The organism is Pandoraea cepalis (assembly GCF_902459625.1).
Classification (GTDB): domain Bacteria; phylum Pseudomonadota; class Gammaproteobacteria; order Burkholderiales; family Burkholderiaceae; genus Pandoraea; species Pandoraea cepalis.
On record NZ_CABPRY010000001.1, the window covers coordinates 569,997 to 592,173 of the forward strand.

At 65.0% G+C, this 22,177-nt stretch carries 21 protein-coding genes; 11 read left to right on the top strand and 10 right to left on the bottom strand.

All coding sequences use genetic code 11. From position 1 onward, the window contains the following. Positions 1-124: 124 nt before the first annotated feature. A complete protein-coding gene (locus PCE31107_RS02535) occupies positions 125-451 on the top strand; it encodes a DUF1840 domain-containing protein (protein WP_017231995.1) in 327 nt (108 codons plus the stop codon). Between the two features lie 214 nt (positions 452-665). Here PCE31107_RS02535 and PCE31107_RS02540 read toward each other — a convergent pair whose 3' ends face one another. The 3 genes from PCE31107_RS02540 to PCE31107_RS02550 form a co-directional block, all read right to left on the bottom strand. Then, positions 666-1,376, bottom strand: a complete 711-nt coding sequence (locus PCE31107_RS02540; protein WP_150606868.1) for an MgtC/SapB family protein — start codon at positions 1,374-1,376, stop codon at positions 666-668. A gap of 183 nt (positions 1,377-1,559) precedes the next feature. Beyond that, a complete protein-coding gene (metH, locus tag PCE31107_RS02545; protein WP_281352548.1) occupies positions 1,560-4,319 on the bottom strand; it encodes a methionine synthase in 2,760 nt (919 codons plus the stop codon). 116 nt (positions 4,320-4,435) lie between these two features. Continuing rightward, a complete protein-coding gene (locus PCE31107_RS02550) occupies positions 4,436-5,578 on the bottom strand; it encodes a homocysteine S-methyltransferase family protein (protein WP_150606308.1) in 1,143 nt (380 codons plus the stop codon). Positions 5,579-5,724: 146 nt separating this feature from the next. On the opposite strand from PCE31107_RS02550, the gene PCE31107_RS02555 reads away from it, so the two are divergent. Next, positions 5,725-6,117, top strand: coding sequence for a rhodanese-like domain-containing protein (locus PCE31107_RS02555; protein ID WP_017231999.1), 393 nt, complete (start codon positions 5,725-5,727; stop codon positions 6,115-6,117). A gap of 132 nt (positions 6,118-6,249) precedes the next feature. Here the strand turns inward: PCE31107_RS02555 and PCE31107_RS02560 are convergent, their stop codons facing one another. The 3 genes from PCE31107_RS02560 to PCE31107_RS02570 all read right to left on the bottom strand — a co-directional run bounded on the left by PCE31107_RS02560 (position 6,250) and on the right by PCE31107_RS02570 (position 8,814). Continuing rightward, on the bottom strand, positions 6,250-6,507 hold the full coding sequence (locus tag PCE31107_RS02560; protein ID WP_150606310.1) for a BTH_I0359 family protein: 258 nt from the start codon (positions 6,505-6,507) through the stop codon (positions 6,250-6,252). Between the two features lie 172 nt (positions 6,508-6,679). Continuing rightward, the gene (gene pcaD / locus PCE31107_RS02565; RefSeq protein WP_150606312.1) at positions 6,680-7,474 is read right to left on the bottom strand and encodes a 3-oxoadipate enol-lactonase; all 795 of its coding nucleotides are present in this window, start codon (positions 7,472-7,474) and stop codon (positions 6,680-6,682) included. 218 nt (positions 7,475-7,692) lie between these two features. Continuing rightward, the gene (locus tag PCE31107_RS02570) at positions 7,693-8,814 is read right to left on the bottom strand and encodes a DUF3108 domain-containing protein (protein WP_150606314.1); all 1,122 of its coding nucleotides are present in this window, start codon (positions 8,812-8,814) and stop codon (positions 7,693-7,695) included. 285 nt (positions 8,815-9,099) lie between these two features. Between PCE31107_RS02570 and PCE31107_RS02575 the strand changes: the two genes are divergently transcribed. From PCE31107_RS02575 to PCE31107_RS02600, 6 genes are all read left to right on the top strand, one after another. Further along, complete coding sequence (locus PCE31107_RS02575) at positions 9,100-10,086, top strand: fumarylacetoacetate hydrolase family protein (RefSeq protein ID WP_130024700.1); 987 nt, start codon at positions 9,100-9,102, stop codon at positions 10,084-10,086. A gap of 276 nt (positions 10,087-10,362) precedes the next feature. Continuing rightward, positions 10,363-11,514: an ABC transporter substrate-binding protein gene (locus PCE31107_RS02580; protein ID WP_017233771.1), complete on the top strand. Its 1,152-nt coding sequence runs from the start codon at positions 10,363-10,365 to the stop codon at positions 11,512-11,514. A 163-nt stretch (positions 11,515-11,677) separates the two neighbouring features. Beyond that, positions 11,678-12,499, top strand: coding sequence for an enoyl-CoA hydratase/isomerase family protein (locus PCE31107_RS02585; protein WP_130024702.1), 822 nt, complete (start codon positions 11,678-11,680; stop codon positions 12,497-12,499). Positions 12,500-12,643: 144 nt separating this feature from the next. Then, the gene (locus PCE31107_RS02590) at positions 12,644-13,588 is read left to right on the top strand and encodes a PhaM family polyhydroxyalkanoate granule multifunctional regulatory protein (RefSeq protein ID WP_150606316.1); all 945 of its coding nucleotides are present in this window, start codon (positions 12,644-12,646) and stop codon (positions 13,586-13,588) included. Positions 13,589-13,698: 110 nt separating this feature from the next. After that, on the top strand, positions 13,699-14,988 hold the full coding sequence (locus PCE31107_RS02595) for a patatin-like phospholipase family protein (RefSeq protein ID WP_150606318.1): 1,290 nt from the start codon (positions 13,699-13,701) through the stop codon (positions 14,986-14,988). Between the two features lie 27 nt (positions 14,989-15,015). Next, the gene (locus PCE31107_RS02600; RefSeq protein WP_150606320.1) at positions 15,016-15,858 is read left to right on the top strand and encodes an AraC family transcriptional regulator; all 843 of its coding nucleotides are present in this window, start codon (positions 15,016-15,018) and stop codon (positions 15,856-15,858) included. 27 nt (positions 15,859-15,885) lie between these two features. Here the strand turns inward: PCE31107_RS02600 and PCE31107_RS02605 are convergent, their stop codons facing one another. The 3 genes from PCE31107_RS02605 to PCE31107_RS02615 all read right to left on the bottom strand — a co-directional run bounded on the left by PCE31107_RS02605 (position 15,886) and on the right by PCE31107_RS02615 (position 17,786). After that, positions 15,886-16,473, bottom strand: a complete 588-nt coding sequence (locus PCE31107_RS02605; RefSeq protein WP_150606322.1) for a LysE family translocator — start codon at positions 16,471-16,473, stop codon at positions 15,886-15,888. 113 nt (positions 16,474-16,586) lie between these two features. Then, the gene (locus tag PCE31107_RS02610) at positions 16,587-17,024 is read right to left on the bottom strand and encodes a nuclear transport factor 2 family protein (RefSeq protein WP_017233765.1); all 438 of its coding nucleotides are present in this window, start codon (positions 17,022-17,024) and stop codon (positions 16,587-16,589) included. Positions 17,025-17,225: 201 nt separating this feature from the next. Further along, on the bottom strand, positions 17,226-17,786 hold the full coding sequence (locus tag PCE31107_RS02615; RefSeq protein ID WP_150606324.1) for a chalcone isomerase family protein: 561 nt from the start codon (positions 17,784-17,786) through the stop codon (positions 17,226-17,228). A 723-nt stretch (positions 17,787-18,509) separates the two neighbouring features. Here PCE31107_RS02615 and PCE31107_RS02620 point away from each other — a divergent pair. From PCE31107_RS02620 to PCE31107_RS02630, 3 genes are all read left to right on the top strand, one after another. Beyond that, positions 18,510-19,376 carry a ferritin family protein gene (locus PCE31107_RS02620; RefSeq protein WP_026131919.1) on the top strand — a complete coding sequence of 289 codons (867 nt, stop codon included), beginning with the start codon at positions 18,510-18,512 and terminating at the stop codon, positions 19,374-19,376. 106 nt (positions 19,377-19,482) lie between these two features. Continuing rightward, positions 19,483-19,986 carry a D-glycero-beta-D-manno-heptose 1-phosphate adenylyltransferase gene (gene rfaE2, locus PCE31107_RS02625; protein WP_130024709.1) on the top strand — a complete coding sequence of 168 codons (504 nt, stop codon included), beginning with the start codon at positions 19,483-19,485 and terminating at the stop codon, positions 19,984-19,986. Next, positions 19,983-20,990 carry an asparaginase gene (locus PCE31107_RS02630; RefSeq protein ID WP_150606326.1) on the top strand — a complete coding sequence of 336 codons (1,008 nt, stop codon included), beginning with the start codon at positions 19,983-19,985 and terminating at the stop codon, positions 20,988-20,990. Before rfaE2 ends, PCE31107_RS02630 begins: the two co-directional genes overlap by 4 nt. 240 nt (positions 20,991-21,230) lie before the next feature. Here the strand turns inward: PCE31107_RS02630 and PCE31107_RS02640 are convergent, their stop codons facing one another. Next, complete coding sequence (locus PCE31107_RS02640; RefSeq protein ID WP_150606328.1) at positions 21,231-22,157, bottom strand: SPOR domain-containing protein; 927 nt, start codon at positions 22,155-22,157, stop codon at positions 21,231-21,233. Positions 22,158-22,177 lie beyond the last annotated feature (20 nt).

Here is a 22,177-nt window from a genome sequence, read left to right on the forward strand (position 1 = left end):
TTGAATCGTCAGCACCGGATTTTAACAGGTGTATGATGAAGTCACGGTACCCGCTGATCCCACGCGTTGGGTGACATGCGCTCGGAGCGGCGGAGGGGGTCACAACGCTAATAGGGAGACAACCATGCTGGTAACGTTCAAGTCGCACGCTTCGCCCACGATCACGATGCTGGAAAATCTCGCGCAGTTTCTGCTCGGGCTGGTCGGCAAGAAGCTTGGCGAGCGCGGTGCCATCGGCGAGGACGAAATGGGCGAGGCCATTGCGAAGCTGGAAGCCGCCATCGCGGAAGACAATGCCGCCGCGAAGAAGGAAAACGAAGGCAAGAAGTCCGGCGAACGAGAGGAAGAGGATCGTCTGCGCCTGGCGCAACGTGCGTATCCACTGCTCGATATGCTGCGGGAGTCCCGCAAGGAAAACGTCGCCGTGATGTGGGAGACGGGCCGCCGCTAAGCGGTCGAAGGCAACTGCAGGCCCTCGCAGACAGCGCGGGGCAGGCTACTCCCCTTGTCCGGCACGACGCGCCCGTCGTCCGAGCGCGTCGCTCGCCAACCCTCTCGCTTTCGCGTGAGTTCCCCGTCCCGGAATCTGCAACTTTCAGTGCCAGCGATCGATGCTGCGACGCCCTCGCATAGGCCGTCATCGCGCATCGTTCGGCATGTTTCCCCTAGTCGTCCGAACGGCTCGACCAGAACACCTGATTCACCCCCGGCAGCGTTTCCAGGTGATCGGTGAGGGCGTCGAGTTCGCCAGCCTGCACGGCGGTGGGCAGCAGCAGCGCTTCGATCTCGACGTCGGCTTCGCCGAACGGGTGAATATCGAGCGCGCGCACGGGATAGTTCGACGCTTCGAGCCAGGCTTCCACCTTGTCGAGCACTTCTCGTTGCGTCGTGCGGGCGCAGATAACGGACAGCGCGTAAGTCGCCTCCGACGTCGCCTCGTTGATCGGGGCGCGGTTGATGCGGTTCACGACGGGACGCAGCAGCGTATTGGCCGCCAGCACGAAGCCCGCCACGACGACGGCTTCGACGATCAGACTGGCCCCGGCGGCGGCGCCCACGGCGGCCGAGCCCCATAACGTGGCGGCGGTGTTCAGGCCGCGCACCGAAGCGCCGTCTTTCATGATGGCGCCGGCCCCGAGGAAGCCGACCCCCGACACGACGTAGGCAATCACGCGCGTATCGCCGGGCATGAGCCGCATCGACAAGTCGACGAAGGCGGCGGCCCCCACGGCCACGAGCACGTTGGTGCGAAGACCGGCCGTGCGCTGGCGGACTTGACGCTCCACACCGATGATCGTGCCCAGGATGAACGCGACGAGCAGCGAGACGGCTGTGTTGAGCAGCGGCAGGAGGTGAAAATTCTGAATGCTTTGCAATGCGTGCATGGAACCTCTCGAAGTGGGCCGGTCGACAGATGGCAAGGCGCCGGCGGCCGAGGATTCGATCTGCCGGCTCAGCCCGAACGGGCGGGACACTACGCGTCGGTTGCGACAGGGGCGTGACACCGGCATCGGCGTGCAGTCGTCATGCCGCCCGCCGGGTCACGCGAAGGAATGCGATTACGACAGTTGCGGGGCCAGCAGGCGCCGGGCGGTGGCCTCGTCCACGTTGGCGCGTTCCATGAAGTCCTCGACCTGATCGGGGCCGATCTTGCCGACGCTGAAGTACGTGCTGTCCGGATGCGACAGGTAGAAGCCCGAGACGCTCGCGGCGGGCAGCATGGCGAGCGATTCCGTTACGCTCATGCCGACTTCATGGGCTTGCAGGTAGTGGAACATCGGTCCCTTGACGGAGTGCTCGGGGCAAGCCGGGTAGCCCGGGGCCGGGCGAATGCCGACGTACGCTTCCTTGATGAGGGCGTTGTTGTCGAGCTGCTCGCCGCTGGCGTAGCCCCAGAACTCGCGACGCACGCGCGCGTGCATGCACTCGGCGAACGCCTCGGCGAGTCGGTCGGCCAATGCCTTGAGCATGATCGCGCTGTAGTCGTCGTGTGTGGCGAGGAAGCCGGCTTCCTTGGCGTCGACACCGAGGCCGGCCGTCACCGCGAACACGCCGATGTAGTCCGCCACCCCGCTGTCCTTGGGCGCGATGAAGTCGGCCAGTGAGCGGTTCGGGCGACGCACGCCGTCGACCACGGGCCGCTCGCTTTGCTGTCGCAGGTTATGCCACGTGAAAGCGACTTCCGAGCGCGACTCGTCCGTATAGATTTCGATGTCGTCGTCGCCGACCACGTTGGCGGGCAGCATCGCGATCACGCCGTTGGCCGTCAGCCAGCGGCCCTTGATCATGCGATCCAGCATCTCCTTGCCGTCCGCGAAGACGCGTTGGGCCGACTCGCCGACGATTGCATCGCTGAGAATCGCGGGGAAGGGGCCGGCCAGATCCCACGTCTGGAAGAACGGACCCCAGTCGATGTAGTCCGCCAGTTCGGCCAGATCGTAGTTCTTGAACACGCGCCGGCCAATGAACTTCGGCTTGGGCGGGACGTACGTCGACCAATCGATCTTGAACTTGTTCTCCCGCGCCGTGGCGAGCGAGACCATCGGCGTGGCCCTGCGATTGGCATGCTGTGCCCGCACGCGCTCGTAATCCGTCTTGACCTCTTCGAGATATCGCTCGGCGGCCTCGTCCGACAGCAGATTCGAGGCGACCGACACCGAGCGCGACGCGTCGGGCACGTAAATCACGGGGCCGTCATAGTGCGGCGCGATTTTCACGGCCGTGTGCACGCGCGACGTCGTAGCGCCACCAATCATCAGCGGAATGTTGCGCAGGCGGAAGTAATCGTCGCGCTGCATTTCCGAGGCGACGTAGGCCATCTCTTCGAGGCTCGGCGTGATGAGACCCGACAGGCCGATGATGTCGGCGCCTTCCTCCTTCGCCTTGGCGAGGATGTCGGCGCAGGGCACCATCACGCCCATGTTGACCACTTCGAAGTTGTTGCACTGGAGCACCACCGTCACGATGTTCTTGCCGATGTCGTGCACGTCGCCCTTGACCGTGGCCATCACGATCTTGCCCTTCGAGCGAACGTCTTCCCCGGCGGCGGCCATGCGCGCCTTTTCCTCTTCGATGAACGGCACCAGATGCGCGACGGCCTGCTTCATCACGCGCGCGCTCTTGACGACCTGCGGCAGGAACATCTTGCCCGCACCGAACAGATCGCCCACGACGTTCATGCCGTCCATGAGCGGGCCCTCGATCACCTGGATCGGACGGCCGCCCGCGGCGTGGATCTTCTGGCGCACTTCTTCGGTGTCGTCGACGATGAACGTGGTGATGCCATGCACCAGTGCGTGCGCGAGACGCGCTTCGACCGGCTGGTTGCGCCACTCCAGGTTCTCTTCGCGCCGTTGGGCGCCGCCCTTGAAGCGCTCGGCGATCTCCAGCAGACGCTCGGTGCTGTCGTCGCGGCGGTTGAGCACCACGTCTTCGACGCGCTCGCGCAGTTCGGGATCGAGGTTCTCGTACACGCCGAGCTGACCGGCGTTGACGATGCCCATGTCCATGCCCGCCTGAATCGCGTGGTACAGGAACACGGTGTGAATCGCTTCGCGCACGAGGTCGTTGCCGCGGAACGAGAACGAGACGTTCGACACGCCGCCGCTGATCTTCGCGCCGGGCAGGTGCGCCTTGATCCAGCGCGTGGCGTTGATGAAGTCGACCGCGTAGTTGTTGTGTTCTTCGATGCCGGTGGCCACCGCGAAGATGTTCGGATCGAAGATGATGTCCTCGGGCGGGAAGCCCACTTCGTCGACGAGCACGCGATAGCTGCGCGCGCAGATCTCCGTCTTGCGCGCGTAGGTGTCGGCCTGCCCGTGTTCGTCGAAGGCCATGACCACGGCAGCGGCGCCATAACGGCGGATCAGCTTGGCGTGATGCACGAACGCGTCGCGACCTTCCTTGAGCGAGATCGAGTTGACGATGGCCTTGCCCTGCACGCACTTGAGCCCGGCCTCGATCACTTCCCACTTCGACGAGTCGATCATGATCGGCACGCGCGCGATGTCCGGCTCGGAGGCGATCAGGTTCATGAAGCGCACCATCGCGGCCTTGGAGTCGAGCATCGCCTCGTCCATGTTGATGTCGATGACCTGAGCGCCGTTCTCGACCTGCTGACGGGCGACCGCGAGGGCTTCATCGAACTGGCCGTTCAGGATCATGCGCGCAAACGCTTTCGAACCCGTGACGTTGGTACGCTCACCGACGTTGACGAAGAGCGTGCCCGCGCCGATGTTGAAGGGTTCGAGGCCGGACAGGCGCATCGGCTGCACTGGCTCGACAGATTCGACAGGCGTTGGGAAGGGCGTTTGGCTCATGGGGCAATCCGTTCAGTGGTTGGCGCGTCGGCCGTGCCTCCTGCGTGAGAGGCGAGGGCGGCGCGCCGGGCTTGCTGCAATCAGTCTTGTCTTCTTCGGGCGGACGGTCGCGACGCTCAGGTGTCGTCGCCGTCGTCGCCATCCGTGCTGTCGCTGCCGCCGGTGGGGCGATATTGCGACGGCCATCGGCGCGGCTTCACGTCAGCCAGCGCCTTCGCGATCTCCGCGATGTGTTCCGGCGTGGTGCCGCAGCAGCCGCCCGCCAGATTCACCAGGCCCGCCTGCGCGAATTCCCTGAGCAGGCTCGACGTCACGTCGGGCGTCTCGTCGAAGCCCGTATCGCTCATCGGGTTGGGCAGGCCGGCGTTCGGGTAGACCGACACGTAGGTGTTGCACAGCTTGGCCAGTTCCGCGATGTACGGACGCATGAGCGTCGCCCCGAGCGCGCAGTTCAGGCCAAACGTGAGCGGGCGGGCGTGACGCAGCGAATTCCAGAACGCTTCGACCGTCTGGCCCGACAAAATGCGCCCGGAGGCATCGGTGACGGTGCCTGAAATCATGATCGGCAATACCTCGCCGGTGTCTTCGAACAGCTCGTCGATGGCAAAGAGCGCGGCCTTGGCGTTGAGCGTATCGAAGATCGTCTCGACGAGGAACAGATCGACGCCGCCTTCGAGCAACGACTTGGCTTGCGCGTAGTAGGCGTCGCGCAGTTGGTCGAAGTCGACGTTGCGCGCGCCCGGATCGTTCACGTCCGGGCTGATGCTCGCAGTCTTGGGCGTCGGGCCGATGGCGCCGGCGGCGAAGCGTGGCTTGTCGGGTGTGCTGAAGGCATCGCAGGCCTCGCGCGCCAGACGTGCCGACGCGCGGTTCATCTCGTCGGCCAGATCCTCCATGTGATAGTCGCTCTGAGCGATCGTCGTCGCCCCGAACGTATTCGTCTCGAGGATATCGGCGCCTGCCGCAAGGTATTTGCGATGAATCTCGCTGATGATGTCGGGGCGCGTGAGCGAGAGCAGCTCATTGTTGCCCTTGACGTCGTGCGCGAAGTCGGCGAAGCGCTCGCCACGGTACTGAGCTTCGCTCAGCTTGTACTGCTGGATCATCGTGCCCATGGCGCCGTCCAGAATCAGGATGCGCGATTCGAGCAGCGCGGGCAGTGCCTGACCCCGCGTGTAGCGCGGCTGCGAGCGGGCCGGAGCCGTGGTCGATGCGGTCCCCGTAGGGGCGTTGACGGCGGATGGGCTAGCGGTGGTCATGACGGACGTCGCCTTGGAGTGGCCGGAAAACCTATAATTGTAATGGTTTTCGCGCCCGCCGCCCGCGCGCCACCGCCTGCCGGGCGGCGCCGGCGGCGATCCGTGACGCGCGCGCCGCGCCGTCCTGACCCGCTTTCGCCAACGATATGGAATTCCTGCTCCCGAGCGCCGCTCACCAGTTTCTGCAAGCCAAGGCCAATGCCCTGTTCGTCGATTGCCGCAGCGAAATGGAATACCTGTTCGTGGGACACCCGGCCGGGGCGATCCACGTGGCGTGGAACGACGGCCCGGATTGGGAGATCAACCCGCACTTCGTCCAGAGCGTGCGCAAGCTCGCTGGCGCTGGGGGCGAGCGCCCCGTCTTGCTGATCTGCCGCAGCGGCAACCGGAGCACCGCCGCCGGCGAGGCGCTCGAGGCGGCCGGTTTCCGCAACGTGTATGCCGTGCTGCACGGCTTCGAGGGCGATCTGGACGGCACCCATCACCGCAACGCCGTGAACGGCTGGCGCTTCGAGGGACTGCCGTGGGAGCAGTGCTGACGGTCGGGCCGAGGCCGTTGGCGCGCTGGATTCGCCGATGACGCCTGACATGGCGTCAAGCTTTGGCGCCATGAAAAAACCCTCGCCGAGGCGAGGGTTTTGTGTGGGTGGCGGCACCGCGCGGTGTTGGCGTCAGTGGAGCACGACCGGGTTCGTCATGAAAGTATCGAACTGGCCGAGGAATTCATCGACTTCATCCTCGGAGGGCTCACTGGCGATCAACTTCTGCACTTCTTCACGGAATTGCCGGGCAAGCGTGCCGTCGAGAAAAATCTCACGGCCAGCGGCTTTGTCCACGATTTCATAGCCACCGGCAGATAGCGCGTGATCGCCGTTATCCGCGGCAAACTCGACGACATAGTAGTTCGGGCTGTTGTAAATCATGAGCATGGCAACTCTCCTGGTGTTCCTGCTTGGTCCTCAGTAACCCACATAGGGGCAACGCGGCGCGATTTCAAGAGGCAGTGCCCCATGATTCGCTTATCGGCACACCGGCTGACGAATTCAATGGTTTTGGCCCTCCTAGTCAAAGATCCCGCGACAGGTCCCGCAGCATGCTGGTTCAAACGTTAGAGGAAGCCCCGAGCAAAAACGTTGCAAGGGCATTGGTTACGAACTGTTTCTGCTCGACGATCGACAGATGGGCGGCGTCGGGCACGATCTCCAACCGGGCACCGGCGATGCCGCTGGCGATGCGTCGCGCGACGGCCGGAGGCGTGGAGGGATCGTTTTCCCCGACCAGCACCAGGGTCGGCGCGTCGATTTCCGACAGTTTGGCTCGCACGTCGAACGCGGCCAGCGCTTCGCAGGCGGCCGCGAAACCCTCCGGATGCGCCTTGGCCACCAGCGCGCGAACGCGTTCCGATGTCTCGGGGTGGCGCTTGCGGAAGCGCTCGCCCAGCCAGCGCTCGAGCGTGCCGTCGGCAAGCGCCTTCATGCCCTGTTCGCGTGCCCGCGTGGCGCGCTGGCGAAACACCTTCGCGTCGGCGTCGTCGTAACCGGCCGTGGTGTCGATCAACGTCAGGCTGGCGATGCGCTCCGGCGCATCGAGCGCGACTTGTTGCGCGACGGCACCGCCCATCGAAATGCCGACGAAGTGCGTTCGTGGGATTTCCAGCGAATTGAGCAGTGCGGTCGCGTCGGCGGCCAGTTGTTCGATGGTGTAAGGGCCGGCGGGGACGTCGCTGCGGCCATGGCCGCGGCTGTCGTATCGGAGCACCCGGAAATGGGCCGCGAGGTCGGGCACCAGATCGTCCCAGATCGTGAGATCCGCGCCCAGCGGATGCGCGAGCGTCACCCACGGACCGTGGCCTTCCACCGCGTAATGAATCGATGCACCGTTGGCACTGACTTTCATGGTGAGCGGCCCCCCAAATCTCGTCGATGCGTTGGCGAAGTGGCGTAGGTGCAGTGGGATGTTTCTGATTATGTCAGGAACCTTGGACTTCTGCTGGCGAACCGTAGTAGCAAGGCAACACTGCGCCGCGCGGCGGTGCGACGCGCATATCGCTCGAAATTCTAAGGAGTGGGCGCGCGGGTTTGGTGCCCCGGCGGGCCGGGCCGTGCGAAGCCGGCTCAAGGCGACGCCTTCTGTGTGAAAACCAATTCGAATTCGTTGCCCGACGGCTCGGTCTGCTTGACGCGCACCGGCATCCAGTCCAGCGATGGCGCGAGCCAGATGTCGACGCGTCGCTCGTCACCCGCCTTACGCGGCAACCGCGTGAAGTGGCGGGTCTCGACATAGCCCTGCGGCGTGCGCAGGGTTTCCCGGCCAACGTACTGCACTGGCCAGACTTCGCTGCTGTCCGTGTCGACCACCGTGAACTCGTGCGTCACGCCGACCTGCGCGTAGCGTTCCGGATTGCCTCTCGCATAGCTTGCCAGCTGCATCATCACGCTGAATCGGTCTTGCGCGCCGGGCGCGAGCGGCATGGACTGGCCGGAGCGCGAGAAGTGCAGCATCGGCGTGCCATCGCGATGGAAGTCACTGACGTATTCGGCGCGACGACCGCGTTTTTCGACATAACGGGATGGCGCAATGCCGTTCACGTCAAAACCGCCCTCGCTGATGAACTCGAACGTGCCGAAGAAGATGATCGGCACCGCCACGCGCAGGCGGTAATGGCCGTTTGCGTTGACCCATTGCAGTTCGCCGGTCTGATTGCGCACGCCGTTCATGTACGCGTCGTACGCCATCGTGGCGGAGGGCGGCGGATCGAACCTGTCGCCATTGGCGGCGGCTGCCGTGAGCGGCGGGCCGGGCGGCGAGGTGGCTTGCGCGCTGCTGGCGGGCGCCCCGGACGTGTCGCCTTCGCTTGCGACGGTCTGCGAGGCCGCCTGCGGCCCGGGCGTGTTCGCCGTGGCCGGTGCGGCAAGTGTATCGGGGGCGGCCCGCGGCGCGGGGGGGGCGAGCTTGCGGGGGCGCGGCTTGACGGCCGGCTTGGGCGCTGACGGTGCGGGGAGCGCTGGCGGCGCTGGCGGTGCGGGAGGCGCGACAGGTTTGAGCGGAATCAGCGTGACCGGAATGTCGGGAATCGGCGTGTCTTCCATCGACGACCGGTCGCTCGCGACCCACAATGCGATGAGCCCGTGGACGGCGAGCACGGCGGCCATCACGCCCGCCCAGACGAAGCCACGCGTGCGCCAAAGCCCGCGCTGGCGAGCCGCCGCTGACGGTGTCGGGCCAGCGGGCGGCAAGACCGCGTCCTGGGAATCGTTGGGGGCCGGAGGCACGTTGGGCACTGCTTGGCAAAAGGAGCAATAAGGGCGATACGGACAATGCGGGCGATTCCGACGTTTGGCGAGCGACGGCACGAGCCACGATCCACCGGAACGTCACGCGCTCAGGATCTCACATCGCGATGTACTCGGTTCGACAGATCGTGTCGGCGGCCGTTCAACGGGCGGGCAATGCCCTCAGGTAGAATCTTTGGCTTCACGCGCCATTCTATCGGGCCTCAGGTGGCCCGCAGACTCCATATCATGAAACTCGCTACCCGCAAGGACGGCACCCGCGACGGCCAACTGATCGTCGTGTCGCGCGATCTGTCGAGCGCCTGCATTGCCGACGCCATCGCGCCCACATTGCAACGCGTGCTCGACGACTGGACGTTCTACGCGCCTCAGCTCCAGACGCTCTATACCGAACTCAATCACCAGCGTGCGCGCAACGTCTTCGCGTTCGATCCGGCCGAGTGCATGGCGCCGCTGCCGCGCGCGTACCAATGGGCCGACGGCTCGGCCTATGTGAACCACGTCGAGCTGGTGCGCCGCGCACGCGGGGCCGACATGCCGCCCGAATTCTGGACCGATCCGCTCATGTACCAGGGCGGCAGCGATGACTTCCTGGGACCGACGGACGACATCGTCTGCGCGTCAGAAGACTTCGGCATCGACTTCGAAGGCGAGGTTGCCGTGGTGACGTCGGATGTGCCGATGGGCGCAAGCCCGGCGCGCGCGCTCGAAGGCGTGCGTCTGTTGATGCTCGTCAACGACGTGAGCCTGCGCAACCTGATTCCCGCCGAACTGGCCAAGGGGTTCGGCTTCTTCCAGAGCAAACCGGCAAGCAGCTTCTCGCCGGTGGCCGTCACGCCCGACGAGCTGGGCGATGCCTGGCACGCTGGCCGGGTGCACCGGCCGCTCACGGTGAAGTGGAACGACAAGAAGTTCGGTGCGCCCGAATGCGGCGAAGACATGGTGTTCGACTTCGGCCAACTCGTGGCGCACGTGTGCAAGACGCGCAATGTGCGCGCGGGCACCATCGTGGGCTCGGGCACGATCTCCAACAAGGATCGCAGTCGCGGCAGCGCATGCATTGCCGAGAAGCGCATGCTGGAGACGATCGACAAGGGCGCGCCGGAGACCGCGTTCATGCGCTACGGCGATCGCGTGCGCATCGAAATGTTCGACGCCCAGGGCAAGTCGATCTTCGGCGCTATCGATCAGGCCGTCTCGCCGCTGGATGAATGACATCTCGTCGCCAGCGCGGTGGGAAACGCCTGTGAGCCTTCAAGATCGGCGTCCCGCAGACCTTTTCGGCGCTCGCGGGGATGCGTCAATAGGGTGAACCCGGATATGGCGGGGAATTCCGGCTCCGCTATGCTTTGTCTCCTTGAGTCGGTTCGCACCCCTATCGGGTAGGCGAGCCGGCCCTAATTTTCGCCGGCGCTGCGCGAGGCACCTTTTCCAGGGGGCCCGCGCAAGAGAAAAAACGAGCGCGGGCCAGACCAGATCAGGAGACTCTCCATGCGAAACCCCGTGCGCACTGCCCTGCTGGGCGCGATGTTGCTGGCGATGGCCGGCGGTGCTGCCGCTCAAGTCAAGATCGGCGTGAATATCTCGCTCACCGGGCCTGCCGCGTCACTTGGCATTCCCGAGCGCAACACGATCACCATGCTGCCGACCGAGATCGGTGGCCAGAAGGTCGAGTACATCATGCTCGACGACGCGTCGGACACCACGACCGCCGTTCAGAACACCAAGAAGCTGATCTCCGAGAATCATGTCGACGCCATCATCGGGTCGTCGATCACGCCGAACACGCTCGCGATGATCGACGTGATCGCCAGCGGCACGACGCCCACGATTTCGCTGGCATCGTCGGCCCGCATCATCGAACCGGTCGACGCCAAGCGTTACTGGATGTTCAAGACACCGCAGACCGACGCGCAGATGGCTTCAGCCATCGCCGAGCATGCGAGCCGTCATGGCGTGAAGACGATGGCGTTCATCGGTCAGGGGGATGCGCTGGGTGAAGCGTTCTACGAGGAAGTCGCCAAGTTCGCCGCTCTGCACAAGATCAAGATGGTCGCCAGCGAGCGTTTCGCCCGTACCGATCCGAGCGTGACGGGGCAGATCCTGAAGATCATGGCCGCGCATCCGGACGCCGTCGTCGTGGGCGCCGCCGGCACGCCTGCCGCGCTGCCGCCGAAGGCATTGGCCGAGCGCGGCTACAAGGGGCTCGTGTATCACAACCACGGTGTGGGCAATAACGACTTCCTGCGCGTGTGCGGCAAGGATTGCAACAACACGTACCTGCCGGCGAGCCCGGTGCTCGTGGCGTCGCAACTGCCGAACGATCATCCGGCCAAGGCGGTGGCGCTCGACTACATCAAGAAGTACGAAGCCAAGTTCGGTGCCGGCACGGTGGCTGCCTTCGGTTCGTATGCTTGGGATGCCGGCATTCTGCTTCAGCGCGCCATTCCGATCGCGCTGAAGACGGCCAAGCCGGGCACGCCGGAATTCCGCAAGGCGTTGCGCGACGCGCTCGAGACGAGCAAGAACATGCACGTCACGAATGGTGTGATCAACATGAGCCCGACCGATCACCTCGGCCTCGACCAGCGGGCTCGCGTGATGGTCGAAATCGAGAATGGCAAGTGGCAACTCGCGCCGTGAGTGAAGCGCGAACGTTGTGAGTCCTGCCGATCTCGCATGACGGTGAGGCGGCCGACGCCGCGCGCATCCACCACAGATTGACCGTCGGTGGTATCGGCGTTGTCCGGTGCCGCCGCCTCCCCATCCCCGCCTGCGCGGGGATATTTTTTTGGAGCGGTAAGCCATGTCGCAAGACCCATATCAACACTACCAGTCGCTGCAATTCAAGCGGCATCCCAATGGCGTGCTCGAACTCATCATGGGCGCCGGGGCAAACAAGAGCGGCCTGTCGACGGCCGACCATCGCATGCACCAGGAACTGGCCGATGTGTGGCGCGATATCGATCGCGACACCGAGACGCGCGCGGTCGTCATTCGAGGCGAAGGCAAGGGGTTCTCCGGCGGCGGCGACCTGTCGCTCGTGGAAGACATGGCCGACGATTTCGCCGTGCGCGCCCGCGTGTGGCGCGAAGCGCGCGATCTCGTCTACAACGTGATCAATTGCAGCAAGCCGATCGTCTCCGCCATGCACGGTCCGGCCGTGGGGGCCGGGTTGGTCGCGGGCCTGCTGGCGGACATCTCGATTGCCGCGAAGACCGCGCGCATCATCGACGGCCATACGCGGCTGGGGGTTGCGGCGGGCGATCATGCCGCCATCGTCTGGCCACTGCTCTGCGGCATGGCGAAGGCGAAGTACTACCTGCTGCTGTGCGAGCCGGTCACGGGCGAAGAGGCCGAGCGCATCGGGCTCGTGTCGCTCACCGTCGACGAGGCCGACCTGCTGCCGCGCGCGTTCGAAGTGGCCGACAAGCTGGCGCGTGGCTCGACCACGGCCATTCGCTGGACCAAGTACGCGCTCAACAACTGGTTGCGCAGCGCGGGGCCCTCGTTCGATGCGTCGCTCGCACTCGAATTCATGGGCTTCGCGGGGCCGGACGTGCGCGAAGGCATTGCGTCGCTGCGCGAGCGTCGCGCGCCGGATTACGGCGGTGACGCCCCGTTCTGACACACCACTGGCGCACGCTCGGCGTATGATCGATATCCATACGCCCTTCGCGCGCCGATGTGCGCGAGAAGGCGCTCAGGATGTGCGCGACTTGCCGGGATTGCCCCGCGGGCCGTGCGTCCCCGACCGTGACTGGAGACTGTAATGAGCGATTCGACGAGTGCCATGCCCAACGGCTTCGACATTCTCAAGAAGATGTGGGAAGCGTTCAGCCCGCCCGCGACATTTACCTCGCCGCTCACGCAGCTGATGCAGAGCGCGGCACCGTTGCTCGATCCCGACGAGATCGAGAATCGCATCGCCGAGATGCGTGCGGTGGAGCAGTGGCTCACGCTCAATCTGAACGTGCTGCGCTCGACGATCCAGGCCTTCGAAGTGCAACGGGCCACCTATGCGACGCTTCGCTCGTTCGGCACCGGCACCTTCGGCGCCGCGAGCGACGCGCAGGCGAGTGCGTCGCCGTTCGGACAGGCGGGCGCGGCGAACTTCTGGCGCTCACCGTTTGCCACCGAGGCGCCGGCGCAAGACGTCGAGCCGCAGGCGAGCGCACCGGAACCCGAGCCGGAACCGGAACCGGAGCCGGAACCCAAGGCGGCCGCGGCCGAGGAAGCCCCGGCGGGCGGCGACACACAGTCGCCGTTCGCGCAGGCGGGCAACGCTTACGGTGCGTTGGACCCGTCGCTTTGGTTCAACGCGATGCGCACGCAGTTCGACCAGATTGCCGCTGCCGCGCAGGCGGCCGGCGTGTCGGCATCACAGATGACGGAAGCGGCGGCGGCGCAAATGTCGGAGGCTGCAGCCAAGGCGACGCAGGGCGCGACGGCGAAACCCGCAAAGCCCGCAAAACCCACGAAATCGGCGGGGGCGGAGCCAACGCAGGCGTCTGGCCAGGCCACGGCAAAGGCCAGCACGGCGAAGCGGGCGGCGGGTACGAGCAAGGCGACGGGCAAGACCGCGGCCAAGCGTGCGCCGGCCAGCAAGACGCCGCCGGCGAAGTCGGCCGCGGCAAAAACGTCTGCCAAGACGTCGGCGAAGGCCGCGCCCGCCGCAGGCAAGACGCCGGGTAAGCAGGCCGGCTGGAAGTGGTAGGGCGGTCGGACCAACGACGCATGCGGCAGGAGCGACGGCGGCATCGGTCACGGCGATAGCGACAAAGGCAGCCACAACCACAACGTTGACCACGGCGGGAGGAGGCCCCCATGATTTCAGGCGAACGTACTGGCCTCGTCCTGATGGGCGGCGGAGCACGCGCGGGGTATCAGGTGGGCGTGCTGGCCGCGATCGCCGCGATCCAACGCGAGGTTCTGCCGTCGCGGCGCGCGATTCCGTTTCCCATTGTCTGTGGCACCTCGGCCGGCGCGATCAACGCCGCCGCGCTCGCTTCGCACGCCGACGATTTCCAGCATGGGGTCATGAAGCTGGACGCAGTGTGGCGTCAATTTCACGCCGGTCAGGTGTTCCGCGCGGACTCGCTGGGCATGGCGGGCACCGGGGCACGCTGGCTGGCGGCGCTTTCGCTCGGTTGGGCGCTGCGTCGCTCACCGCGCTCGCTGTTCGATTGGTCGCCACTCGGCGACATGCTGCGCAGTGCGATTCGTCTCGATCGACTGCCCGACGTTTTCGCGTCGGGGGCGCTCGAGGCTTTGTCGGTGACGGCGCTTTCGTACTCGTCAGGCAAGCATGTCACCTTCTATCAGAGCGCCGAGCCGATTCAGGCCTGGAAGCGTTCGCTGCGCCTGGCGCGTGCGGTGCCGCTGAGCGTGCAGCACTTGCTGGCATCGAGTGCGATCCCATTTCTTTTCCCCGCCGTCGAGCTCGATCTCGACGGGCAGCCCGAGTATTTCGGCGACGGATCGATGCGCCAGATTGCGCCGCTCAGTCCACCGATCCATCTGGGCGCCACCCGCATCCTCATCATTGGCGCGGCGCACGGACAGTACGGACTCGACAGCAGCGGCGAGCGCATCGGCGGCTATCCCAGTCTGGCGCAGATTGGCGGGCAGGCGCTCGCGAGCGTGTTCATCGACGGCCTGTCGGCGGATCTGGAGCGACTCCAGCACATCAACAACGTGCTGCGGCATGTGCCCGAGGCGCAACGCGAATCCAGCGGCTGGCGGCCCATCGAGACGCTTTTGATCTCGCCAAGCCAGCGCATCGAGCCGATTGCAGCGCGTCATCTGCAGCAGTTGCCGCGGGCCGTTCGTACGATCCTCGGCGCGATCGGGGCGGACGAAGCGCGCGGCGCGGCCTTCGCCAGCTACCTGCTGTTCGAGTCGTCTTACACGCAGGAACTCATTGCGCTGGGCGAGGCCGACGCCTACGCGCAGCGCGACGCGATTGCCGCATGGCTCGTGGCGGAAGCGGATGGCACCAGCCCGCTCCATCGTGTCGAGGCCGGGGCGGTCGGGGGCGTGGGGTTGCCGGCGAATTCGCCGCTATCGGCGGAGTCGCCCGCCGCCGTGGCGGATACTGGCAAGCCGGCCGCATGAGTTGTTGTCCTCACTGATCCTGTCCCTATGTCGAAATCCACTGTTGCGTGTCCGTACCCGTCGACGTTCTGGCGCGATCCGGCGCTGCCGTTTCTCGAAGCGCGAGAGGTGCGCGATGGGCGTCGCGTCTGCTACGCGTTGCACAGCCATGAGACGTTTTCCATCGGCGCCGTGACGGGAGGGCGGAGTACCTATCGGAATGGCCGGGCACGCGAGACGGTGGGCCGCGGCAGCGTTGTCGTGATGAACCCTGACGCGGTGCATGCTTGCAATCCCATTGACGACGAGGCGTGGGCCTATCGGATGCTGTTCGTCGACACGGCGTGGTTGCGCGAAACGCAGCGGGAACTGGGTTTCGGGCATGGACAGGATTTGCATCTGTTCGACCCGATGTCCGCTGACGATCCGGTGTTGTACCAGGGGCTTAACCGGCTCTATGACGTTTGCACCGACGCGACGCGCGACCGGCTTGAGCGCGAGAGCGTGGTACAGCAGTTTTTCATCGACGTGCACGAGCGGTTGAACCCTGCGCCGCAACCGATGCGGGACGACTCGCACAAGCTGCGCCGCGCCGCCGATTTCATCCGTGCCCACTGCACAGAGGCGCTGACGCTTGCGCAGATTTGCGCGGCGGCGGGCCTGTCGGCGTCTTACCTGACACGCGTCTTTCGAGAGCAATACGGACTCACGCCGCACGCCTTTCTCATGGACCAGCGGATTCAATATGCACGGCGCCGACTGCGCCGTGGACATGCCATTGCCGAGGTGGCGCTCGATGCGGGCTTCGCGGACCAGGCGCATTTCCAACGCGCCTTCAAACAACGCCTCGCCACGACGCCGGGGCATTACCGGGAGCCGCACGCCGCGTGATTCGACGCCGCGAAGGCGCATGTTTCCTTAGCCGGTCGCGACAAGATACAGGGCACTTCCCGCCAACAGCGCCGCCATCGCGCAGTTCAGACGCCGCACGCGCCGCGCGTCGCGCATGCGATGACGCAACATCGCACCCGCGGCGGCCCAGCATCCCACCGAGCACCAGCAAACGACAAAGTAGATCGCCGCGAATTGCCAGATGCGCGCGGGATCACCTGCCGTGTACGCGCCCATTCCGGCCAGCGCCGCGAGCCAGGCTTTCGGATTGAGCCACTGCATGACGGCGCCTTTCGATAGGGTCGGGCCACGCCGCGTGTCGGCGTCGTTCAACACGCCGTTATCGATCGCCAGTTTGTAGGCCATATAAAGCAGGAACGCCACGCCGAACCACTGAATCGCGTGCATCAGTACGGGCATCCGGTGCAGTAACTCGTGCACGCCGAAGCCGACCGCCACGAGCAACGCGACGAAGCCCACCGTCGCACCGGTCACGTGACGCAGGCTCGGTCCGAGGCCATAGCGCGCGCCCGCGCCCAGTGCCACGACATTGACCGGACCCGGCGTGATCGAAGCGGCCAGCGCGAACGCCGCCATTGAATAGAAAAGTGTCATCGGATGCCTCGATACTGAAGAAAGCGGGTGAAGCGAGGTTCCGAATGTAGGCGGCGACGGACGCCGTGTATTGAAGAAAACTGCCCTTTGGCAAATGGCCGTGTGCCGACGTCTCAACGAAACAGTCGATGGCGTAGCCAACGCAATAGACGTCCGAAGATGGGGAGCTTGACGTAGATATCTTCAGTGGCGTCCCAATAGTCGCGCTGATAGGCCACGCGTCCGTCCACAGCGAGTCGCAGGTGCGATGCGCCATGAATGACCTGTTCGTCGTCAAGCCACCGTTTGGTATGGAAATGCAGATTCCACACCAGCAGCGCCTGATTGTGTTGCAGCAGCGTGGCGGTAAATTCAATGCGCGGCACGTCGACGCGCTCGAATAGGTGCGTGAGCAGCGTCGCCACTTCGGCGGCGCTGCGCACCTCGTGCAGCGGCGTCTTGAGATAGACGTTGGGCGCGTAGAACTCGCCCAGATTCCCGACGCTTTGGCGGGTGAGGGTCTCGAAGTAGCGCGTCAGGCGCGTGAGCGCAGCCGCATGATCGATATCCATAGGCATGCTCGCGTGGGCGCCTGGACAGCGCGATTCGATGGACCCGTCCATGGCCGGGGCGGGGCCGGTCTCAGTCATCCCGGGCGCGCGGCGCCGGGATCGACTTTTGGTCAATTATCAATCGCAACGCACGTTTGCACCGCGATGTTGCAGCGTGCGTGGCGCGGATGAGACACCGGCGGCGTTGGCCGCCCCGGCGACTTATCGCGCGTCGCTGATCAATTCGGCGCGAAGGTCGGGGGCACTGGTGCGCGGATCCAGCCATATGGCGAAAAAAGCACGGCCAAAGGCGTCGCCCGCGATTTGGCCGATCAGTTTGCCGTCCGAGAAGAACCGCGTGCCGTCGCCGGGCAGGAAGACGCCGGTCAAGTGCTGCCCGGCCGTCACGTCGGGCAGGATGCGCGCCAGTTCTTCCGCCCAGCGCTCCCGTTGCGCATCGGTGGCCACTTGCAGCTTGGCCATTTCGATCAGACTGCGCTGCACGAGCGTATGAGATTTGAAACTGCGCGCGTAGCGCAGATCGAGCACCAGCGGATGCGCACTCCAGTTCGCGCTGATGCGATCGGCGCCTGAGAAGAGTTCCGCGTCGTAGAGATGAAAACCCAGGCGCGTGAAGGACCCGTGGCCGACCAGATGGGCGGTGGGGATTTCTTGCGACGCGAGTTGCCCGGCGTCGAACGCCAGGGCGCCGGGGGCCGTTGCCACCGTCGCCAGAAAGCAGACGGTGCGTAGCCATGCGGCAAGTGCGGGACGAGTGGGCATGCTCGGCTCCTTATCGGTCAAGGATCCAGTCGAGTCGGTAGGCCCGTTGGCGGCGCATGGCTCGTTCTGCCGGTGCGCCGGCCGATACAACGTGTTGCGTATTTGCGACTGAGAACTTTCCTCAAAGCGCGGCGCGGAAAAAGGAAACGTCGGCGTCGGCAGGGATGGGGGCTGTCACCCGGTCACACTTACGGAACGATTGATTTCAGCGTAGACCATCGGACGCCGTGCGCGCAGGCCCGTGGCACAAGGGCAAACCCTGACGCGCTGCCGTGATGTCCGCATTCGCACGCGTCGATGCTCAAGACGCGCAAGCGGCTGGCCGCGCGCCGGGTTGGCCGCCGAAGGTGTGTCGGAAAGCCGGTCGCCCAATGAGCATAGGCGCTTTGCGTGACAATTTGACGGGTGTCAACATTACGACGCATTACTGTCACGCGAGGGGCGACGTTGGCGGGATTAAACGGCTTTTATGTTATGATTCAAGAGTTTGGCCATATTTTAGTAGGCTCGCTCTAAGCCATATCGCCAGGATGCGGCCAGATTACAGGCGTTAATTCGTCGTCCTTCAGCGACGGCAGGGTTCAAGACGTGAAGTCGGACGGCGGGGGCCGCCCACGACACGCTCACCGTTTTGTCTGTCGAAATTCGGCGTAAACTTTCACAATACTATCTTGAGTCCTGGTGTAAGGTCTCGCGACCTTGGGGGTAATTGAAATGAACGAAATGCTGTATCCCGAACTGTACAAGTCGTTGGAGGCAGTGCGTTGGAACATGGAGAAGGACATTCCATGGGACAAGTTCGACGCAAGCCAACTCTCCGACGATCAGGCGCGCACCATCAAGATGAATGCCATCACGGAATGGGCGGCGCTGCCGGCCACCGAGATGTTTCTGCGCGACAACCGTGACGACAGCGACTTCTCCGCGTTCATGAGCGTTTGGTTCTTCGAAGAGCAGAAGCACTCGCTGGTGCTCATGGAATACCTGCGCCGCTTCCGCCCGGACCTCGTGCCGACCGAAGCCGAGCTGCACGCCGTGCGCTTCCCGTTCGACCCGGCCCCGCCGCTCGAGACGCTGATGCTGCACTTCTGCGGCGAAATTCGCCTGAATCACTGGTATCGCCGTGCGGCCGAATGGCACACCGAGCCGGTCATCAAGGCCATCTACGAAATCATCTCGCGCGACGAAGCGCGTCATGGCGGCGCTTATCTGCGCTATATGAAGAAGGCACTGACGAGCTTCGGCGATAACGCGCGCGCCGCGTTCGCGAAGATCGGCGTGCTGATGGCGTCGGCGCGTCGCACCGAAAAGCCGCTGCACCCGACCAATCTGCACGTGAACAAGGACCTGTTCCCGAACGACACGGTGCAGTCGCGTTTGCCGGAACCGGAGTGGCTCGAACACTGGCTCGACGAGCAAATCAAGTTCGACGACAGTTGGGAGAAGAAGGTCGTCGAGCGTATTCTGCACAACATGTCTCTCCTGTTCGAGCACACGTTCGCGACGGCGCAGGACTTGAACCGTTACCGCAAGGAAATCACCAGCCGTCTGGCGGCGGTGGCCGCACCGGCCGTTGCCACGGCATCGTAATCGCGCGTTCGGCGCCGACGGTATCGACAGGAAAGGGGCTTCGGCCCCTTTTTTGTTGCCTCATACGCGGCGTGGGACAATACCGCACCTATTTCGAACGATCGTCATGTCCGCTTCCCAAGTCATTCCTCCGGCCGATTTCGAGGCCAAGATTCTCCCGCGCGAGGCGCTCGCCGCATTGGCGCCGACGCTGCCGCGACCACTGGTGTTCACCAACGGCGTGTTCGACATCTTGCATCGCGGTCACGTGACCTATCTCGCGCAGGCGCGCGCGTTGGGGGCGTGCCTCATCGTCGGGGTGAACAGCGACGCCTCGGTGCGCACGCTCGGCAAAGGCGACGACCGGCCGATCAATAACGAAAACGACCGTGCCGCGCTGCTGGCGGCGTTGCAAAGCGTCGACTATGTCGTGACGTTCGGCGAATCGACGCCCGAGGCGCTGATTGCCGCCGTGCGTCCCGACATTCTCGTCAAAGGCGGCGACTACGACATGGACACGCTGCCGGAGTCTGCGCTCGTGCGTGGCTGGGGCGGCAAGGCGTTGGCCATTCCGTTCGAACATCAACGCTCGACGACGTCGCTGCTCAAGAAGGTGCGCGCCCAATCATGAATCTGGCCCCGCTCGTTGAAGTCACGCGCGGCGCGATGGGCGTCGATACGGTCGAGTGCGTGCATTACGGCGCCGTAGCCGTGGTCGACGCGCAAGGGCGCTTGCGATATGCCGCAGGCGACCCGTCGTTTCTGACGTTTTCGCGCTCCACGCTCAAGCCCTTTCAGGCGCTGCCGTTCGTCGAGGGCGACGGCGTCGCGCATTTCGGTCTGACGCAGCCGGAGCTGGCGTTACTGTGCGCGAGCCACTCCGGTGAGGCGTTTCACGTCGACGGTGTGAAAAGCCTGCTGAACAAGGCGGGTTGCGACGAGCATCATTTGCAGTGCGGCTGTCACATGCCGACGTTTTACTCCGCCACCGGTCGACGTGCACCGGCGGATCTGAAGCCGACGTCGCTGCATCACAACTGTTCGGGCAAGCATGCGGGCTTTCTCGCGTATTGCGTGCAGCACGGCTTGCCGCTCGATACCTACCTGGATCCGGCGCATCCGCTGCAACAGGCGATTCGCGCACGCGTCGGCGATGTCGTCGGCGTGAAGGGCGAGACGCTGGCGTTGGGCATTGACGGATGCTCCGCGCCGAACTACGCGTTGCCGCTCGACAGACTCGCTGCCGCGTACGCCCGGCTCGCCGCAAGCGACGATGCGGCACTCTCGACCTTGTTCGCCGCCATGACGCAGCAGCCGGAGATGGTGTCCGGCACGGCGCGCAACGATCTGGCGTTCATGCGCATGGCACCCGGGGACTGGGTGGCCAAGATCGGCGCCGATGGCGTGCAGACGATCGGCGTGCGCTCCGCGGGCCTGGGCATTGCCATCAAAGTTGTCGACGGCAATATGCGTGCGTTATATACCGCAGCGGTGGCCGTACTCAAGGCCCTCGGGTTGGTCGCGTCGCCCGAGGCGACCGGATTGGCGCCGTGGGTGTCGCCGATCGTCAAGAACGCGCGGGGTATACAGACCGGGATTGTGCGGCCCGTCGTGTCGTTGAAGCGCGTCGGCTGAGCGTGGCTGAGCGTGGCTGAGCGTGGTTGAGCGTGGCTCAACCCGGCTCGGGTCGCGTCAGCTCGGATCGGCTGGGCTCGGACCGGCGCAACCGAACATAACCCGATGCCGTCAGCCGCCAGCCGTCAGCCGCCAGCCGCCAGCCGCCAGCCGCCAGCCGCCAGCCGTCAGCCGCCAGCCGTCAGCCGCCAGCCGCCACCGGCCGCAGCGGACGTCATCCGACGAAGCGTGACGCGACCGTTACCCCGGTGCGCTCGCGGCCGGGGCGGGACAAGTCTGCACCCATTGCGCAGTCCACTGTTGCGTCACGACGCTGCGAATCTGGGCCGCGGCATTCGCGTTGATGCCGACAATTCGGTAGACGATCCGGCTCTTGGCATTGGGCCTTTCGCTCAGTTGCGGCGTGATGCCTCGCTTCTGCGCGGCGCTCATCAAGCGCACCGCACGCTCCTTGTCGTTGAACAGTCCGAGCGAGACGACGAGCGTCGAGCCTTCGCCGTTGAGCAGGAAATACTCCGTCACCCCTGCTGCACGCAATTGCGCAACCTGTTTATCGGCGGCGGGTTTATTGGGCACCGGGTCGAGATGTACCCAGTACCGCTTGTCGAGCGCCATCGATTGAATCTCACCTTGTCCCGAAGGCAGTGCGGCGAGCAAAAGGCCGCGCGCTTGTTGCGCGTCGTTGGCGGCGAACGGGCCGACATCCAGGCAGATGGACGTGACCTTCGCGGCGGCGGCCTGCGAAGCCGCCGAATCGCCCGATACCGCGTTCGTTGTCGCGGCGGCGACGGCCCGGCTTGCGGCCATCGTCGTCAATGCCGACTCGGACGTTCCGGGGCTGGACGACCCTGCCGATGCAACGCTCGCCCCCGAAGCGCCGGCCGTCGCCGCCGCTCGTGAGGCTTGCGATTCGTGTCTCCCGCCCGACGTACCGACGGGGGGGGAGGCGGCGGGCGACTGACCGCTGATCGCTGCTCCGGTCAAGCGGATGCGCTCCGGTTCGATTTGCCTTTCGACCCGCGCCGGTTCGCGGCCGGTGGCAGGCAGCACATCGTGCCATTTCAGCCAGCCGAACTGCACAGCGGCGAGTGCTGCATTCGCCGCGAGAAACATGACAAGCAACAGCGCACGCAACATCTCAAGCACCCCCGGGGGATGGATCGGCATCTTGCGATGGGGATACCGAC

Coding starts and splice junctions, on each gene's coding strand:
- PCE31107_RS02555 (WP_017231999.1), top strand. CDS start 5,725: ATGGAATTCCTGCTCCCGAGCGCCGCTCACCAGTTTCTGCAAGCCAAG.
- metH (WP_281352548.1), bottom strand. CDS start 4,319: ATGAGCCAAACGCCCTTCCCAACGCCTGTCGAATCTGTCGAGCCAGTG.
- pcaD (WP_150606312.1), bottom strand. CDS start 7,474: ATGAAAGTCAGTGCCAACGGTGCATCGATTCATTACGCGGTGGAAGGC.
- PCE31107_RS02535 (WP_017231995.1), top strand. CDS start 125: ATGCTGGTAACGTTCAAGTCGCACGCTTCGCCCACGATCACGATGCTG.
- PCE31107_RS02605 (WP_150606322.1), bottom strand. CDS start 16,473: ATGACACTTTTCTATTCAATGGCGGCGTTCGCGCTGGCCGCTTCGATC.
- PCE31107_RS02550 (WP_150606308.1), bottom strand. CDS start 5,578: ATGACCACCGCTAGCCCATCCGCCGTCAACGCCCCTACGGGGACCGCA.
- PCE31107_RS02585 (WP_130024702.1), top strand. CDS start 11,678: ATGTCGCAAGACCCATATCAACACTACCAGTCGCTGCAATTCAAGCGG.
- PCE31107_RS02630 (WP_150606326.1), top strand. CDS start 19,983: ATGAATCTGGCCCCGCTCGTTGAAGTCACGCGCGGCGCGATGGGCGTC.
- PCE31107_RS02615 (WP_150606324.1), bottom strand. CDS start 17,786: ATGCCCACTCGTCCCGCACTTGCCGCATGGCTACGCACCGTCTGCTTT.
- PCE31107_RS02600 (WP_150606320.1), top strand. CDS start 15,016: ATGTCGAAATCCACTGTTGCGTGTCCGTACCCGTCGACGTTCTGGCGC.
- rfaE2 (WP_130024709.1), top strand. CDS start 19,483: ATGTCCGCTTCCCAAGTCATTCCTCCGGCCGATTTCGAGGCCAAGATT.
- PCE31107_RS02640 (WP_150606328.1), bottom strand. CDS start 22,157: ATGCCGATCCATCCCCCGGGGGTGCTTGAGATGTTGCGTGCGCTGTTG.
- PCE31107_RS02590 (WP_150606316.1), top strand. CDS start 12,644: ATGAGCGATTCGACGAGTGCCATGCCCAACGGCTTCGACATTCTCAAG.
- PCE31107_RS02575 (WP_130024700.1), top strand. CDS start 9,100: ATGAAACTCGCTACCCGCAAGGACGGCACCCGCGACGGCCAACTGATC.
- PCE31107_RS02580 (WP_017233771.1), top strand. CDS start 10,363: ATGCGAAACCCCGTGCGCACTGCCCTGCTGGGCGCGATGTTGCTGGCG.
- PCE31107_RS02595 (WP_150606318.1), top strand. CDS start 13,699: ATGATTTCAGGCGAACGTACTGGCCTCGTCCTGATGGGCGGCGGAGCA.
- PCE31107_RS02560 (WP_150606310.1), bottom strand. CDS start 6,507: ATGCTCATGATTTACAACAGCCCGAACTACTATGTCGTCGAGTTTGCC.
- PCE31107_RS02610 (WP_017233765.1), bottom strand. CDS start 17,024: ATGGATATCGATCATGCGGCTGCGCTCACGCGCCTGACGCGCTACTTC.
- PCE31107_RS02620 (WP_026131919.1), top strand. CDS start 18,510: ATGCTGTATCCCGAACTGTACAAGTCGTTGGAGGCAGTGCGTTGGAAC.